Origin of the sequence: Streptomyces sp. SID3212 (genome assembly GCF_009865405.1) — a bacterium.
In the GTDB taxonomy this organism is placed as follows: Bacteria; Actinomycetota; Actinomycetes; order Streptomycetales; family Streptomycetaceae; genus Streptomyces.
Window position 1 is genome coordinate 1 of sequence record NZ_WWJY01000541.1, and the last position, 248, is coordinate 248.

A 248-nucleotide genomic window follows, 5' to 3' on the forward strand; every position below is an offset into this window, starting at 1 on the left:
CGTACCGTACGGGCCTCGACGAGCGCGGCCTCGGCCGTCACGGCGGTCCGCCCGGCGGTCTCGGCCGCCTCGGCGAGTTCGGTGAGCATGCCGGGCGGGCAGTCGGCGCGCCAGGAGCCGAGGCGGGCGGCCAGGGAACGGTCGCCGGCCAGGCGTGCGGCGAGCCGCTTGATGTCCTCGTCGCGGACGGCGGCGCGGGCGCGCAGGGCCTGACGCTCCTCGTCGGCCGCGTGTTCGTCGTGCATGGC

Annotated in this window: 1 protein-coding gene; it reads right to left on the bottom strand. The window is 78.2% G+C overall.

The window, feature by feature from the left end; translation table 11 throughout:
• The coding region (locus GT042_RS15960) for a hypothetical protein (protein ID WP_161309377.1) at positions 1-248 on the bottom strand (248 nt) is incomplete at both ends.